Below are 15,217 nucleotides of genomic sequence, written 5' to 3' on the forward strand. Positions count from 1 at the left end.
GTCATTCCGGAAGCCGCGTTAGCGGCTGTCCGGAATCCATTTCTCCAATCGCTTCTGTGGCGCGATGGATTCCGGGTTCGCCTCTTCGAGGCGCCCCGGAATGACAACGAGGAAGATTTCTGCATGTCCGACCTCTCACAAGTCAAAGCCCTGGTCTTCGACGTCTTCGGCACGGTGGTGGATTGGCGCACCAGCCTGATCAACGACTTCACCGCGTGGGGTGAAAAGCGCGGCATCAAGGCCGACTGGACCGCGCTGGTCGACGGCTGGCGTGGCGTTTATGTCGCGTCGATGGACGAGGTGCGCAAGCATCCTGAGCGCGGCTACGTCATCCTCGACGTGCTGCATCGGCGCTCCCTCGAGAAACTGGTCGAGCAGCTCTCGATTTCCGGACTGACAGACGCCGATCTGCACCACCTCACCATGGGTTGGCACCGGCTGCACGCGTGGTCCGACAGCGTCGGCGGCCTTACGCGCCTGAAAACGAAATACATCATCAGCCCGCTGTCGAACGGCAATGTCGCACTTCTGACCGAGATGGCGAAGTTTGCGGGCCTGCCATGGGACCTCGTGATGTCGGCGGAACTGTTCGAGCATTACAAGCCCGATCCGGAGACCTATCTCGGCGCCGCGCGGCTTCTGTGCCTGCCTCCCGAGCAGGTGATGATGGTGGCCGCGCATAACAACGATCTGAAGGCTGCCCAGAGCCATGGTCTGAAGACCGCCTTCGTCGCGCGGCCGACTGAATACGGCCCGTTGCAAAAATACGATTTCGAAGCGAAGGGCGACTGGGACATTGTCGCCAGGGATTTTGGTGAACTCGCCGCCCGGATGGGGTGCTAGAGCGCTTTCGAGCGGATACCCCTCCGCGTGAAGAAAACCCGTCAAAACAAAAATTTAGAGCCGGTTTTGATTCAATCAAAGCGGGTTTTGGACGATTTCCGGTGATGCCTTTGGACCTTCTGCAGGAGATATCAATTATTCAACCTGCCAAACTCGGTCACGATCATATGCTGTAAATTGCGATCGACGGCGGGGCCGATTGAGAGGTGCTTGTTATGAAGCTCGCAAGAGTGGCATCTGCAAGAGTGGCATCCGAGTGGGTCGCGGGCTTCGCCCTGGTTGCCGTTGCGATCGCCCTTCCAGTTTCTGCTCAGGCACAGCAAGGCCCGGCGGCACCTCCGGCGGTGGGTGTGCTCGAGGCGACCAAGCGTCCGATCACCGAGTCCAACCAATTCCTGGGAAGGATAGAAGCCGTCAACCGCGTGAACGTCGTCGCGCGCGTCACGGCCTTCCTGGACAAGCGGGTTTTCAACGAGGGGACAGAAGTCAAGACCGGGGACATGCTCTACCGGCTGGAGCGCGGCCCGTTCGAGGCCGATCTCGAGTCGAAGAAGGCGCAGGTCGCGCAATTGCAGGCCACGCTGGTCAACGCCAAGTTGACGACCGATCGGGCCAGGACACTGCTCAGCGGGCCTGCGGGCCAGCAGTCCACCTACGATGCCGCGCTCGCCAATCAGCAAAGTCTGGAAGCGCAGGTGCAGGCCGCGGAGGCACAGGTCGACCTGTCCAAGATCAATCTCGACTACACGGAAATCCGCTCGCCGATCGACGGCCGGATCGGCCGCACCTCCGTCACCGAAGGCAACGTGGTCACGCCGAGTTCGGGGACGCTGACCACGGTCGTCAGCCAGGACCCGATGTATGTCACATTCCCGGTTTCCGTGCGCGAGGGCCTGGCATTGCGCGCGCGTTACGCGAGCCGCGGCGGATTCAATGCCGTCGTCATCCGGATCCGCCTGCCGGACGGACGGGCCTACGACAAGGTCGGCCAGCTGAATTTCGTCAACAACACCGTCGACCAGAGCACCGATACCATCCTGCTGCGCGGCTCAATTCCCAATCCCCAGATTGCGGGAGGAGTCCGCGAGCTCACCGACAATGAGTTCGTCAGCGTCTTGCTGGAAGGCGTGGAGCCGGTCGAGGTGCTGGCGATCCCGCGCTCCGCGGTCCTGTCGGACCAGCAGGGCGACTATGTCTTTGTTCTGGGCGCCGACAACAAGGCGGAGCAGCGGCGCATCAAGCTCGGACAATCGACCTCGACGGTCGCCTCGGTGACCAGCGGGCTCTCACTTGGTGACAAGGTCATCGTCGAAGGCTTGCAGCGGGTACGTCCCGGCGAGGTGGTGACTCCGGGGCCGGCCAGCGCCTTGATTCAGTCCAGCATGAACAACGCGACCGATGAAACCAGGCGAAGTGTCGGCGGGATCGGCGCCAAGCCAGCGGGCGGCTCCCCATGATATCAGCTGTTTTCGTCGACCGTCCGCGGCTTGCGATCGTCATCGCCTTCGTGATCACGATCGCGGGCGCGCTCGCGCTCTTGCAAATTCCGGTCGCGCAATTTCCCGACATCGTGCCGCCGCAGGTAACAGTGACGGCGGTGTTTCCGGGCGCTTCCGCCGAGGTGGTGGAAACCAGCGTCGCCCAGCCGCTGGAAGCCTCAGTCGTCGGCGTCGACAAGATGCTGTACATGAAATCGAACAGCGGCAATGACGGCAGTTATACGCTGACCGTCTCATTCGCGCTCGGCACCAATCCCGACATCAACACCGTCAATGTCAACAATCGCGTGCAGACCGCGCTGGCGCAGCTGCCGACCGAGGTGCAGGCGCAAGGCCTCGTCGTGCAGAAGAAATCCTCGGCCGTGCTCCAGTTCATCGTGCTCTACAGCAAGAACGGCCAGCAGGATCCGTTGTTCATCACCAATTACGCCGTCATCAACGTGCTTGACGCGATTTCGCGCACGCCCGGCGTCGGCCAGGCGACGCTGTTTGCCAAGCTGAACTATTCGATGCGGATCTGGTTCGACACCCAGCGGCTGACCAGCCTCAACCTGGCGCCGTCCGACGTGATCACTGCGATCCGCGCACAAAGCGTGCAGGCGCCGGTCGGGCGCATCGGCGCGCGTCCGATCAGCGACGAGCAGCAATTCCAGTTCAATGTGCAGACGCAAGGCAGGCTGACGACATCGACCGAGTTCGGCAACATCGTGCTCCGCGCCAATCCGGATGGGTCGGTCCTGCGCATCAAGGACGTCGCCCGGGTCGAGATCGGCGCGCAGAACATGGACAGCGAGTCGCGGATCGACGGCCAGGCCGCCGTGCCGCTCGGAATCTATCTGGCGCCCGGCGCCAACGCTGTGGCGACAGCAAAGGCGGTGCAGGCCACGCTCGCAAAATTGTCCGAGCGGTTTCCGCCCGGACTGACCTATCTCGTGCACTACGACTCCACGACCTTCGTCGCCGACACGATCAAGGAAGTGATGAAGACGCTGGGCGAGGCCTTCGTGCTTGTCGTCATCGTCGTGTTCCTGTTCCTCGGCAACCTGCGGGCCACGTTGATCCCGGCGATCGCGGTTCCGGTCAGCCTGATCGGCGCCTTTGCGGTTCTGCTGGCGGTTGGCTATTCCGCCAATACGGTCTCGCTGCTGGCGATGGTGCTTGCGATCGGCATCGTGGTCGACGACGCCATCGTGGTCGTCGAGAACGTCGAACGGGTGATGGAGGAAGAGCCCGAGCTTTCGCCTGCAGACGCCACCAAGAAGGCGATGGCGCAGATCACCGCGCCGATTATCGCGATTTCGCTGGTGCTGCTGTCGGTGTTCGTGCCGATCGCCTTTATCCCGGGAATCTCCGGAACGCTGTTCCGCCAGTTTGCGGTGACGATCAGCGCGGCGATGGTGATCTCGGCGCTGAACGCGCTGACGCTTTCGCCGGCGCTTTGCGCGGTGTTCTTGCGGCATAGCGGGCCGCGGCGCGGCATCCTGGGACGCATCCTCGGCGGCATCGACTGGGTTCGCGACGGCTATGCCAGCCTGGTCCATCGTCTGTTGCGTGTTGCGGCGTTCTCGGCCGTCGCAGCGCTGCTGTTTGGTGCCGCGATCGCCGGCGTGTCGCGGTTGACCCCGACGGGCTTCCTGCCCGAGGAAGACCAGGGCGCGTTCTTCATCGCGGTGCAGTTGCCGGACGGCGCCTCGGTGGCTCGCACCGGCGAGGTGAGCAAGCAGGTCGAAGAGCTGCTCAAGAATATGCCGGCGGTCAACCACGTGCTCGCGATTATCGGCTTCTCGCTGCTCGATGGCGGCAGTGAACCGAATTCGGCCTTCCTGGTGGCGAGCATGAAGCCGTTTGCGGATCGAAAGGCGGCAACGGATTCGGTGCAGGCGACGATTCGCAAGACATTCGGCGCGGGGATGCAGATCCGGCAGGCCAATATCCTTCCGTTCAACCTGCCGCCGATCATCGGACTCTCGACCTCCGGCGGTTTCGAATTCCAACTCGACGCCCTCGAAGGGCAGGATCCGGCCGCGCTTGGCAGCGTGATGGGCGGCCTGATCAGTGCGGCCAATCGGGATCCCCGGCTGACCCGCGTCTTCTCGACCTTCACCGCGACCAATCCGTCAATTTATCTCGACATCGATCGCGCCAAGGCGCAGGCGCTTGGTCTCAACATGAGCGACGTCTTCACCGCGCTGCAGGCGACGCTGGGCGGCGTCTACGTCAACAATTTTAATTTGTTCGGCCGGACCTGGCAGGTCAATGTTGAGGGCGAGGCCGGCAACCGTGGCGACATTCCCGACATCTGGCAGATCTATGTACGCAACAGCAAAGGCCAGATGGTGCCGATGCGCTCCATCGCCAGCTTGAAGATCGTGACCGGGCCGCAGGTGATCAGCCGCTACAACAACTTCCGTTCGGTGACGATCAATGGTGGCCCCGCAGCGGGGGTTTCCTCGGGAACGGCGATCGCCGCAATGGAAGAGCTGGCGGCGAAGACGCTGCCTCCCGGCTACTCCTACGAATGGACAGGGACGGCCTATCAGGAACAGGCGGCCGCGGGACAGACCGGCATTATCCTCGGGCTCGCGGTGCTGTTTGCCTATCTATTCCTGGTGGCCTTGTACGAGAGCTGGACCATCCCGGTGCCGGTTCTGCTCTCTGTCGCGGTCGGCGTGCTCGGCTCCTACCTCGCCATCAAGTTCAGCGGCCTCAATCTCGATCTCTACGGCCAGATCGGCCTCGTGGTGCTGATTGCCCTTGCCGCCAAGAACGGCATCCTGATTGTCGAATTCGCCAAGGAGCAGCGGGAAGCCGGTCTGTCGATCACCGACGCTGCCGAACTCGGCGCGCGGATGCGTTTCCGCGCGGTGATGATGACATCCATCGCCTTCATTCTCGGCCTGCTGCCGCTGGTCGTCGCGACCGGCGCTGCCGAGATCAGCCGCCGTGGCGTCGGCACCGCGGTGTTTGGCGGCATGATCGCGGCAAGCTCGATCGGCATATTCCTGATTCCGATGCTTTACGTGACCTTCCAGAGGTGGCGGGAGGGGGCGAAAAGACGTTTTGCCAGAGGCGCCGAGCCCCAAGCCCATCACGAGGGAAATCGCTAAGAGGCGCCGATATTGCGGGCGACGACCGGCTCCGCCCGGATTTGCCGGCTACACACGTCGGTGATCTGCCAGAACCTTGTCGCCCGCAGGACCGACATAGGTAAGTCGGCTGCATGCCGCTGTCGGAACGGGCAGGGGCAATTTCGAGTGGTTGGCAGGGGCCGCTCCTATTTTCAACCCCAGGGGCGGCCCCACGCTCGCCCAGCCCCAGGACGATCTGGTACGATGTCGCGTGGGTGCTTCAGGTTAAGCGCTTTCGTTGGCCGTCTGGCTCACATAGGCGTGCGGGCTGCGGCCCAGTCCGGAAACCGGAGCTTTGAATATGCGTATCAACGACGACTTCACGCGTCCCGTCATCGTTCATGCGGCGAGGCAAGACTGGATTGCCAGCCCCGCGGCAGGTGTTGATCGCCGCATGCTGTTCCGTATCGGCGACGAAAAAGCCCGCGCCACCTCGATCGTGCGCTACGCGCCGGGCAGCGCTTTTCCGCGCCACACCCACACGGGCGGCGAGGAATTCGTGGTTCTCGACGGCGTTTTCCAGGACGAACATGGCGACTATCCGGCAGGCAGCTATATCCGCAATACGCCGGGAACGTCACACGTCCCTGCCTCCAAAGGCGGATGCACGATCTTCGTTCGCCTCTGGCAATTTCGTAGCGATGACCAGGCGCAAACCGTGCGCCAACCGGGCGAAGGACAGCGCGTGCCTCCGCGCGCCGGCGCTGCCGCCGCAACACTTCTGTTCGACGACGGACGTGAGGAAGTACGGTTCGAGGATTGGCAGCCGGATGCCAGCGTCACGGTCGAGAACTCCAAGGGTTTGGAGCTTCTGCTTGTGAGCGGCGGCCTCAGGATCGGGAAGGAAACGCTGGAGCCGCAGGCCTGGGTCCGCCTGCCGGCGGGCATGGCTCTGGAGGCGCAGGCCTCGCACGACGGCGCGCGGGTGTGGATCAAGCGCGGCCCACTCATGCATGAGAATGTCTGCGCGTTCTGAAAAAATCCAACGAGACGGTGTTGTCTTTTGCCCCCGTCAGGAGATAGGGCCGGCGCCGCGTGAACGAAGCGATGGCCATGGGTCGCGAAAAAGGGCCGCCTTGAGCGGGGCAGCCCTTTTCAGGGTCATCAGATCGGCGTTGACGAACTCACCAGGCGTAGCCAGGCGAGCAATAGCCGTAGTTGTAGTCATACGGCGAGCAATAGGCGTCGCCGACCGCCAGCCCAACGCCGAGACCTAGCAGGCCGAAACCGATGTCGACGCCATCGTCATAATACGGGCCGCCGTAACCCCAGCCGCCATAGCCGCCAACGAATCGCCGCCCGCCCCAGCCGCCGTGACGCCAGCCATTGAAGCCTCGCATTCCTGCGAAGTTGCCACCATGCATGACTGCAGTACCGCCGTGGAAGCCGCCAATGCCGCCGCCACGAAATGCGCCGACTGCCCCGCCATGGAAGCCACCAAAGCTACCGCCGTGAAAGCCGCCGCCACCGCCGTGGAAGCCGCCACCGCCGCCATGGCCGAAGGCCATTGCGCTGGTTGTCATTCCGGTTACTAACGCCAACGCTGCTGCGCCCGCGAGAAGCTTCTTCCTCATGAGAGTCTCCACATTTCGATATCAACCGTGAACACGTGGCTGTGCGGGATGGGCGTTTCCATGGCGCGGCTGGCTAAAATTATTCTTAAGCTCGATTGAGTGATCGAACCGTTCCGCGGCACGCCATCCGACTAGCGTGTCCGCGCTTCCAACAAGGACGACCGAAGATGCATCCTTGGATGGCGCTTTTGCTTCAGTGACCATTTGGCTATTGCTTCCGTCAGTTCATCCCAAAACGCGGCGGGAAGGTCTGGAACGGAGACGCGAATAAAATACTGGCCAGATGCGGGATCGCAAAACCATTCTGTGGTCGCGAAATCGAAACCGAAACTTCCGGCGTGTCGTATCGGCAATCCCGTTCGGCCGAGTTCTTCGCTCATGGTGGCCGCCAGCTTGCGCGCTGTGTCCTCGGAAAGTGTCTCTGCAGATTTGAGAGTGATGTAGAGACCGTGAACGAATCGCAGCTCCGTCGTTAATCCGGGAAGAGCATTCGCAAAATACCGGCTGGCGCGTCGGGTGTTTCGAAGGATAGCGCCCATCCGTTTGTCGGTGAGTTGGCGGTAGGCGGGCGTTCCGGCAAATGGCGGGAAATGGGCGGGCAATGCCGCGCCGCCGAGTAGCCGAAGTGCGTTTCGCATTTCCGCCGGCAGGCTCTGCAATTTCCATCCGGGCGCCGCGGAAGCTCGTTTCTCCCAGTCAACGAAGACCGCGGAGCCCAATCGTCCGTATTCTGCTCCTAACGAATCCAGCTTCGTATGGCTGCGTACCATGACCAGAGGCACACGCCATCGCTGTGCCCAGTTGATAACGCGTCGAATTCGGCTCGAAGCGGCTGAAAAGCAGGTGGTGTCAAAAATCAGAAGATCCACCATCGGATGCGTCAGCCGGAGAGCCGTTTCGAAGGTTGAGGCCGGGGCGGACGAATCGACAAGCAATAATTGGCATGGGGATGAACGTGCCATTACGTCATCCAGGGCGCCGTCGTGGATGATGGGCCGCAGATGGCGGACATATCCCTCGATTAATTCTCGAGTCTCTCCATAGGAGCCCGGCACGAGAAACATTGCCGCCTGGTCGATTAGCTTGGCGAAGGCAAACAGCAGTGCTGCAATGGCGGCCATCCCGGAGCTTGTGTAGACAGTCTCATCGATCGGATGCGCACCCAAATCATAAAAGGAGGGACCTCGCACCTCGAGGTCGGCACGCTGATAGTCGTACATGAACTCGAACGGTCCGCTACGATGTCGAACCGGTGCCCAGGCCGTTTCGGTTGCTGTCCAATCGCCGAGCGCATGCTCCGCCTTGAGTGCCGCGGTGAGCCGGAATTTCTGCCGGACGACTTCCGCCACCGAGCGAGGGCTTGTGAGAGACAGAGGGACCTTCAGGCTGTCATTCAACAGTCCGAGTTCAGCGGCCTTCCGCTCGAAATACGCCTCGACGCTCTCCATGAATCCCTTTTCGACTGCCGCAACTGCACCAACACGCAAAGGTCAGGTTGGTTCAATTTGCCCGCAAACCCGCCGAGATCGGTCGATCGTCGATGCGCCGCTCGCGGATCGCTCGCGCCGCAATCGCGCGAACTTGCGGTCATGCCTGAGAGGCGCATTTTTTCGCTTGCGCCGTCGGGCAAATCAGTGGTTGCTCTTCGCGCGTCCCGTGCCCGATCAAGAGGGGCGTTTCGCGATCGTCACGAACGTTGGGTGCTGGGATGCGATGGACGCGGTGGCGCTGCCGGACGAGCAACGCAACCGCGGACGGCGAAGTCGTGTGGTCCTGATGCCTCGACGCTGGCATCAAGCTTGCGAAATCGATCTCGCGGGCGACGGTGACAAGAAAGCCCGATCACCGGGGAGAGCACGAAGGAAACCGTTAAAACCAATCGTGCAGGGAAGGTCGGATCGCTCCGGCGGACCTGTGGTGACAACACTCGTGTCCTTACTTTTTTCGGACGCGAGGCTGCGGGTGCGTCAAGCATCCGGCTTTCCCTGCGCCCTCTTTTTTTGGGGGCGACGAGAATTAGACGCATAACTCGGGCATTTCCTGCCGCGAGACCGATAATCCGTGTCCCGAATCATTGAACTAACGGCGCTCTCGCTTATCTTGCCGAGGCATCATGACGCTTCCCGCAACCGCATTGCCTGTCGAGGCCCCGGCCGCCTTTCTCGGCGTCGCGCATTCCTTGACCGGAAAGCTGTGGCGTGACCGGCTTGATGCGCGCGGAGCCGCAAAGGCGCTCGCGATCGCGCAGCGGCACCAATTGCCGGAAATGCTGGCGCGCGTGCTCGCCGGGCGCGATGTCGATATCGATGCGGTCGAGGATTTTCTCGATCCGACCATCCGCAAGCTGATGCCCGATCCCTTCACGGTGACGCAGATGGAGGCGGCGGCCAAGCGCATTGCGGACGCGGCGCAGCGCGGCGAGAAGGTCGCGATCTTCGGTGACTATGACGTCGATGGCGCGACGTCGGCAGCGCTGCTGGCCTGGCACCTGCGCCACGCTGGCCTCGATCCGCTGATCCACATCCCCGATCGCATTTTTGAAGGGTACGGGCCGAATACCGAAGCGGTGCGCATGCTGGCCGGGAAAGGCGCGACGCTTCTGGTGACCGTGGATTGCGGCACCACGAGTCTTGAGCCGCTGATCGAGGCGCGCAAGCTCGGGATGTCCGTGGTGGTGATCGATCACCACCAGTGCGGCGACGCGTTGCCTGACGTCGACGCGCTGGTCAATCCAAACCGTCCCGACGATCTCTCCGGCCTCGGTCACCTTGCGGCCGTCGGACTCGTGCTGGTGACGCTGGTTGCGGTCAATCGCGAGTTGCGCGCGCGAGGTTTCTGGACGGGAGAAATGCCGGAGCCGGATTTGCTCGGCATGTTGCATCATGTGGCGCTCGGCACGGTTGCGGACGTCGCCCCATTGATCGGGCTCAACCGCGCCTTCGTCGCCAAGGGATTGATCGCGATGCGCCGGCGCGACCATATCGGTCACACCGCATTGATGGATATCGCGCGGCTGAACGGGCCGCCGGAAGCCTGGCATCTCGGCTTCATGCTGGGACCGCGCATCAACGCGGGCGGACGCATCGGACGCGCCGATCTCGGCGTGCGGCTGCTCCTGGAAGGCGATATTTCGGAAGCAGGGCGGATCGCCGCAGAGCTTGACCGGCTGAACACCGAACGGCGCGTGATCGAGCAAGCTGCCGAGGCGCAAGCCGAAGCCGAAGCATTGGCCGCGCTCGGACTGGAGGACAAGGGCTCCGTCATCGTCACGGCGTCGGAAGGCTGGCATCCCGGCGTGGTTGGCCTTGTCGCCTCGCGCCTGAAGGACAAGTTTTCGCGGCCCACCTTTGCCATTGCGCTCGAGCCCGGCGGCATCGGCACAGGATCAGGCCGCTCGATCGGCGGTGTCGATCTCGGCAAGGCGGTGCGTCAGGCGGTCCATGATGGCCTGTTGATCAAGGGTGGCGGCCACGCGATGGCCGCGGGCGTCACGTTGCGCAAAGAGAGGCTGGCGGAATTTCGCGCCTATATGGAAAATGCGCTGGCCGCCGACGTCGCGCAGTCGCGCCACGTCAATGAAGTTTTTGTCGATGGCGCCGTCAGCGCGCGTGGCGTCACGACGGAACTGGCGGCAACGCTCAATCGCGCCGGTCCCTTTGGCAGCGGCAATCCGGAGCCAGTGCTCGCCTTGCCCTCGCATCAACTGGTTTATGCCGACGAAGTCGGTCAGGCGCATTTGCGCGTGCGCTTCAAGTCGGGCGACGGCGCTGTTGTCAACGGGGTCGCGTTCCGCGCGATCGGTCAGAAGCTGGGTCACGCGCTAACGGCAAATCGCGGCCAGATCCTGCATGTGGCGGGCTCGCTCGCCGTCGATCGCTGGCAAGGCGCCGAGCGCGTGCAGCTACGCGTGCTCGATGTCGCGGTGCCTGATCAGGGCCCAGCCGTGATCAGGTGAGGTTCTATGTCGGAGAAAGCCAGGGGTTCTAGGAAACCGAAGTTTTTGGGACCACATGAAGGTCGCGAGCTGGAGCTAATGCTCGCGGGAACGAAACATCTCAGCTTTTTCTACTTGGAGGTCGGATTCGAGCGCGAGATTTTTCCTGAACGCCAATTTGATATCGAGGTCGCGAAGGGGCTTTTCGTGAAGGACGAGCGCATCGAGGAATTTATATCGCGTGAGACAAATGAGCCAACAAGCGCCCGAAACATCCTGTATGCAACGGCGAGCGAAGCTTGGCGTATTCCGGCGATGCGGATGATCCAGGACATTTACATGAGAATGGGCCCTGGCTGGAGGCCAGACTTGGAAAGGATAAAAGGCGCGTTGCTCGGCTATGATCCGCAAGACGTCGAGGCGTTTATTGAAAGCCTCATAAAGCGCTGACGTACACAACCACAGTAGAGCGGGAGCGAAGATGACGGGTCAAGTTGCAGGCAAGGTTGCGTTGGTGACCGGAGGCGCGTCGGGCATCGGCCAGGCGATTGCCGAATTGCTTAGCGAGGAGGGCGCTTCCGTCGTGCTGACCGACGTGGACGAGCTGAAAGGTCCGCAGGTCGTCGCCGGCATCACAAAGGCCGGCGGCGAAGCGATCTTCCTGCATCAGGACGTCACCAGCGAGCCGCGCTGGGCAGAAATTATCGGAGAAATCGAACGGCGTTTCGGCAGGCTGGACGTGCTGGTGTCGAACGCCGGCATCGGCATCGGCGCTCCCTCGATCGTCGAGATGTCGCTGGCCGATTGGCGACGGCAGACCGCGATCAATCTCGATGGTGTATTTCTCTCGGTGAAGTACAGCTTGCCTCTGATGCGCAAGACGAGCGCAAAGACCGGTGGCGGCTCGATCGTCATGATGTCCTCGCTGGCTGGCTTGCGCGGCGCGCCGACGCTTGCCGGCTACTCGGCGACCAAAGGCGGCGTGCGGCTCTTTGCCAAGTCGGTTGCGATGGAGTGCGCGTCCTTGGGCGATGGCATTCGCGTCAATTCGGTGCATCCCGGCATCATCGATACGCCGATCTGGGGCAAGATTCCCTCCGGCGGCACGGCGAGCAGCCAGAACGCGCCGATCGATTGCGAGGGGTTGGCGAAAGCGGCGACCCCATTGGGGCGCGCCGGAAAGGCGCGCGAGATCGCGCAAGGCGTGCTGTTTCTCGCTTCCGACGCGTCGAGCTACCTGACCGGCAGCGAACTCGTCATCGATGGAGGCATGTTCGCCGGCACAACGCCGAGGCGGCCGTCCTGAGGCGAGCTAATTTCCTTGCCGCAGCCGCGCCAGGACTTTCAGGCCGCCGTAGCCGTCGGCGGGCAGCAATCCCATTTTGGTCTGGTAGTCGCGGACGGCCTGCATGGTGTCATTGCCGACGCGCCCGTCGGTGCCGCCGGTATCAAAACCCGCGCGGGTCAGTCGCGTCTGCAATTCCTGCACTTCGGCCAGCGTCAGCGCGCGCTCGGAGTCGGGGAATCGCTGGATAAACGGCGGGCCGCCGAGGATGCGGTCGCCGAGGTGGCAGATCGCGAGCGCGTAACTCATTGCGGGATTGTAGCTGCGTACCGAATAGAAATTCGGTCCCAGCAGGAAGCTCGGGCCGCCCGGTTCAGGCGTCCAGAGTTGAGCGGACGCGTTCGGTTGCGGGAAAGGCGCGCCGTCGGCGCGCGTCACGCCGGCGCTGGCCCATGCGGCGTAGCTGCGGCTTCCCCGGGTCGATGCGCCGTTCGCGCGGACTTCATAGCCCCAGTGTTCGTGAGCGTGATACTTGCCACGGTTGACGAGATAGCGCGCAGTGGAGCCGAGCGCATCGTCCGGTTTTCCGAACGGCGAGACGCGGCCGTCATGGTCGTAGTCGATGCCGACATTGAGCCAGACCTCCGGCATCCATTGGGTGTGTCCCATCGCGCCGGCCCAGGAGCCGCGCATTTCGGCCGGCGTGCTCCAGCCGCGATCGACGATGCGCAGCGCGTTGATCAATTCGCTTTCCCAATAGGCGCGCCGGCGCGGCTCGTTCCAGGCGAGCGCCGCAAGCGCCGGGAAGACCGGCCGCATGTGATTTTGTTGCACCAGCGGATCGCCATAGGCGGATTCGACACCCCACAGCGCGAGCAGCGTGCCGCGCTCGACGCCGAAATCATGCTCGATCCGCGAAAACAGCGCCTCGTTCTTCCGCAGCGCTTCCTTGCCGCGGACGATGCGCCAGTCCGAGACCCGTCGATTGATGTATTGCCAGAGTTCTTCCTTGAACTCCGGCTGATTGCCGATTTCCTTGAACACGGACATGTCGGGCTCGATCCGGCCCATCGCGCGATCCCAGGTCGCCTCGGAAATGCCTTTCGCCAGCGCATGGGCGCGAAAGCGGTCGCGCCACTGCTCGAACCCGGGCGGTGCGGCAATGGCCTGAAACGGACGAATAGCGAGGGCTCCGACGCCTATCCCGCCAAGCAAGCCGGCGCGAAGCAGCGCGCGGCGCGTGGGCCTCTTTCGGGAATCGGACTGCGTCATCCGGGCAGTCTAGCGCGATGGCGCGCCCGGCGCGTTGAAACCTTGCTGCCATCGCTAATCACATTCGTGCAAATCCAGCGCAATTCTGGACAGCCAGCGCCGGATCGTGGCTTCCGCCTGGGTCCCAAGCCCGGCGACCAGGCGCTGTTCGACCGCGTCGACCCGGCGACGGCACTTCTCGAGCAGGTCCGATCCGCGGCGGGTGAGTGTCCATTGCAGGATCCGGCCGTGCACTGGGTGCCGTGTCTTTTTGATCGCGCCGTCCCGTTCCAGGTTTCCGATGATGACGCCGACGGTCTGCGGTGTCAGCAGCGCCACGCGGGCGACGTCGGCGCCGGAAAGGCCGGGATAGGCGTTCAGCATGGTGAGGACGGCGAACTGCGGCGGGGTGACGCCAAGATCGGCGAGCGCGCGCTCCAGCGTCAGCCGTGTTGCAGCCTGTGCCTGGCGCAGGAGGTAGGCGATGTGGCCGTCCTCGCCGCGCTTACCCGAGCCGGGCGGCGGCGTCTTTTGCGCGGGAAAAACTTTTCCCCGTTTTGCCGGCATTTTCGGCGATCCCGGTTTTGTGCGAACTGTCGGCTTGCGCAAGATATCAGTACTCTTATAATTAATAAGAACACTGATAACATGGGAAATTGAAAATGTCACATGCCAGAAGGGAATACGCCGACTTTCAGGCGCTGGCACCGGACGCATATCAGACGCTTGCCGCGCTCGGCGCTTTGGCGGCAAAGGCCGGCATGGACAAGCAGTTGATCGAGCTGGTCAAGCTGCGTGCTTCGCAGATCAACAGCTGCGCCTTCTGCGTGCAGTACCATATCCTCCAGGCGGAGCGGCTCGGCGTTCCCGTCGACAAGCTCAACCTTCTGGTGGCGTGGCGGGAAGCGCCGCAATTCTCGACCCGCGAGCGCGCGGCGTTGGCCTGGACCGAAGCGCTGACCTTGCTCACCGGCGGCGTCGGCGACGATGTCTATGAGCAGGCGCGCAGCGAGTTTTCCGACAAGGAATTGACCTATCTGACGTCGGCGGTTGCCTCGATCAATGCGTGGAACAGGTTCGGCGCCGCCTATCGCTGGACCCCGCCGGCGCGGCAGATGCAGGCGGGCGCCGCCGCATCATGATGGTTCAAACAGAGGCTTGGAGGAGGAAACCATGACATCATCGGCGACGACATGGGCTGCGCCGATGCAGCCGCATCGAGGGTCGGTCTCGTTTGCCGTGATCGCCGGCCTCGCTTGTGCGCTGGCCGCAGGAAGAACGCTGCCGCTGACGATGGGCACCCTATCCGGCGTTCTCGCGCCCCTCTGCATCAATAGTGCCTCAGCGGCCGGTTCGCCTGCCGGCAAGGTCGAGGTGATCGCATCGCATGCGCTGCCGAACGTCGCCGGCAAGCGCGTGATGGTCGTGCGCGTGTCCTATGGTCCCGGAGGTTTTACCCCGCCGCATCGCCATGCCGGTTCGGTGACGGCCTACATCACGAAGGGTGAGATCCGCTCCCAGCTTGGCGGCGGTCCGCTCGAGACCTTCGGCGTCGGGCAATCGTTCTTCGAGCCGCCGGGCTCGACGCACGTGGTGTCCGCCAATGCCTCGACGACCGAGCCGGCCGAATTGATTGCGGTGTTCGTGGCGGACGAGGGTGCCCAGCTCACGACGATGATCGAATAGCGCCGTTGTCAGCTGAA

The 15,217-nt window shown here is 62.9% G+C and carries 13 protein-coding genes; 9 read left to right on the plus strand and 4 right to left on the minus strand.

Features of this window, described 5'->3' with window-relative positions; genetic code table 11:
• The first annotated feature begins 123 nt into the window (after nt 1–123).
• The 4 genes from VFB05_RS02695 (at nt 124) to VFB05_RS02710 (ending at nt 6,446) form a co-directional block, all read left to right on the plus strand.
• On the plus strand, nt 124–843 hold the full coding sequence (locus VFB05_RS02695) for a haloacid dehalogenase type II (RefSeq protein WP_325008500.1): 720 nt from the start codon (nt 124–126) through the stop codon (nt 841–843).
• Nucleotides 844–1,187: 344 nt separating this feature from the next.
• Nucleotides 1,188–2,300 carry an efflux RND transporter periplasmic adaptor subunit gene (locus tag VFB05_RS02700; protein WP_414643139.1) on the plus strand — a complete coding sequence of 371 codons (1,113 nt, stop codon included), beginning with the start codon at nt 1,188–1,190 and terminating at the stop codon, nt 2,298–2,300.
• Nucleotides 2,297–5,449 carry a multidrug efflux RND transporter permease subunit gene (locus VFB05_RS02705; protein ID WP_325008502.1) on the plus strand — a complete coding sequence of 1,051 codons (3,153 nt, stop codon included), beginning with the start codon at nt 2,297–2,299 and terminating at the stop codon, nt 5,447–5,449. Before VFB05_RS02700 ends, VFB05_RS02705 begins: the two co-directional genes overlap by 4 nt.
• Nucleotides 5,450–5,771: 322 nt before the next feature.
• Nucleotides 5,772–6,446 carry a cupin domain-containing protein gene (locus VFB05_RS02710; protein WP_325008504.1) on the plus strand — a complete coding sequence of 225 codons (675 nt, stop codon included), beginning with the start codon at nt 5,772–5,774 and terminating at the stop codon, nt 6,444–6,446.
• A 148-nt stretch (nt 6,447–6,594) separates the two neighbouring features.
• Here the strand turns inward: VFB05_RS02710 and VFB05_RS02715 are convergent, their stop codons facing one another.
• Both VFB05_RS02715 and VFB05_RS02720 read right to left on the minus strand, forming a co-directional pair.
• Entirely contained in the window at nt 6,595–7,044 is a 450-nt protein-coding gene (locus VFB05_RS02715; protein WP_325008506.1) for a hypothetical protein, read from the minus strand.
• 131 nt (nt 7,045–7,175) lie between these two features.
• Nucleotides 7,176–8,492 (minus strand): hypothetical protein, encoded by a 1,317-nt coding sequence (locus tag VFB05_RS02720; protein WP_325008508.1) that lies wholly within the window; start codon nt 8,490–8,492, stop codon nt 7,176–7,178.
• Nucleotides 8,493–9,157: 665 nt separating this feature from the next.
• On the opposite strand from VFB05_RS02720, the gene recJ reads away from it, so the two are divergent.
• Genes recJ through VFB05_RS02735 form a run of 3 tightly spaced genes read left to right on the plus strand, consistent with a single transcriptional unit; the run spans nt 9,158 to nt 12,284 of the window.
• A complete protein-coding gene (gene recJ / locus VFB05_RS02725) occupies nt 9,158–10,999 on the plus strand; it encodes a single-stranded-DNA-specific exonuclease RecJ (RefSeq protein ID WP_325008510.1) in 1,842 nt (613 codons plus the stop codon).
• A gap of 6 nt (nt 11,000–11,005) precedes the next feature.
• Nucleotides 11,006–11,428, plus strand: a complete 423-nt coding sequence (locus tag VFB05_RS02730; protein WP_325008512.1) for a hypothetical protein — start codon at nt 11,006–11,008, stop codon at nt 11,426–11,428.
• Nucleotides 11,429–11,459: 31 nt separating this feature from the next.
• Entirely contained in the window at nt 11,460–12,284 is an 825-nt protein-coding gene (locus VFB05_RS02735; RefSeq protein ID WP_325008514.1) for a glucose 1-dehydrogenase, read from the plus strand.
• Nucleotides 12,285–12,290: 6 nt separating this feature from the next.
• On the opposite strand, the gene VFB05_RS02740 is transcribed toward VFB05_RS02735, so the two are convergent.
• Together VFB05_RS02740 and VFB05_RS02745 are read right to left on the minus strand one after the other, a co-directional pair.
• Complete coding sequence (locus VFB05_RS02740) at nt 12,291–13,535, minus strand: lytic murein transglycosylase (protein ID WP_325008516.1); 1,245 nt, start codon at nt 13,533–13,535, stop codon at nt 12,291–12,293.
• A gap of 54 nt (nt 13,536–13,589) precedes the next feature.
• Nucleotides 13,590–14,081, minus strand: coding sequence for a MarR family winged helix-turn-helix transcriptional regulator (locus tag VFB05_RS02745; RefSeq protein ID WP_325008518.1), 492 nt, complete (start codon nt 14,079–14,081; stop codon nt 13,590–13,592).
• A gap of 95 nt (nt 14,082–14,176) precedes the next feature.
• Here VFB05_RS02745 and VFB05_RS02750 point away from each other — a divergent pair, with 95 nt between their 5' ends.
• Nucleotides 14,177–14,656 (plus strand): carboxymuconolactone decarboxylase family protein, encoded by a 480-nt coding sequence (locus tag VFB05_RS02750; RefSeq protein WP_325008520.1) that lies wholly within the window; start codon nt 14,177–14,179, stop codon nt 14,654–14,656.
• Between the two features lie 31 nt (nt 14,657–14,687).
• A complete protein-coding gene (locus VFB05_RS02755) occupies nt 14,688–15,200 on the plus strand; it encodes a cupin domain-containing protein (RefSeq protein WP_325008522.1) in 513 nt (170 codons plus the stop codon).
• Nucleotides 15,201–15,217: the final 17 nt, after the last annotated feature.

Origin of the sequence: Bradyrhizobium sp. (genome assembly GCF_035652035.1) — a bacterium.
Classification (GTDB): domain Bacteria; phylum Pseudomonadota; class Alphaproteobacteria; order Rhizobiales; family Xanthobacteraceae; genus Bradyrhizobium.